Below are 392 nucleotides of genomic sequence, written 5' to 3' on the forward strand. Positions count from 1 at the left end.
TGTAGCTGTAGTTCACCGTCCCGCCGCTGGCCGTGCCCACGTAACTCAGCAGCGTCAGCACCCCTTCGCCGGTGTTGACCGTCTGGCTACCGTTAAACCCTTGCACCTGGGCCAGGGTGTAGCTGGTACCCCCTATCACCACATTCAAAATCCCGTCCGTGGCCGACACCGTGAAGCTACCCGCCACCGTCTCGCTGTTGACCGCAGCATTCGAGCCATTCGGATTGAGGCCAGACTCGTACACCTGGTGATCCGGACCCGTCGACGCCGCCGTCACCACGCTGGAGCTGTCATCCGCCCCCTTGATGTTGATGGTCAGCTTGGCGATGCTCTCATCCCCGTCCGCATCCTTCATCGTGTACCAGACGTCGTAGCTCAGGTTGGAGCCCGCC

Annotated in this window: 1 protein-coding gene; it reads right to left on the reverse strand. The window is 62.0% G+C overall.

Annotated features, from left to right (window positions below; translation table 11 throughout):
- Window positions 1–392 (reverse strand): hypothetical protein (locus KW821_RS21440; RefSeq protein WP_218292861.1); only part of this gene is annotated, 392 nt, incomplete at both ends.

The sequence above is a fragment of the Aeromonas sp. sif2416 genome (genome assembly GCF_019218665.1).
Lineage (GTDB): Bacteria > Pseudomonadota > Gammaproteobacteria > Enterobacterales > Aeromonadaceae > Aeromonas > Aeromonas encheleia.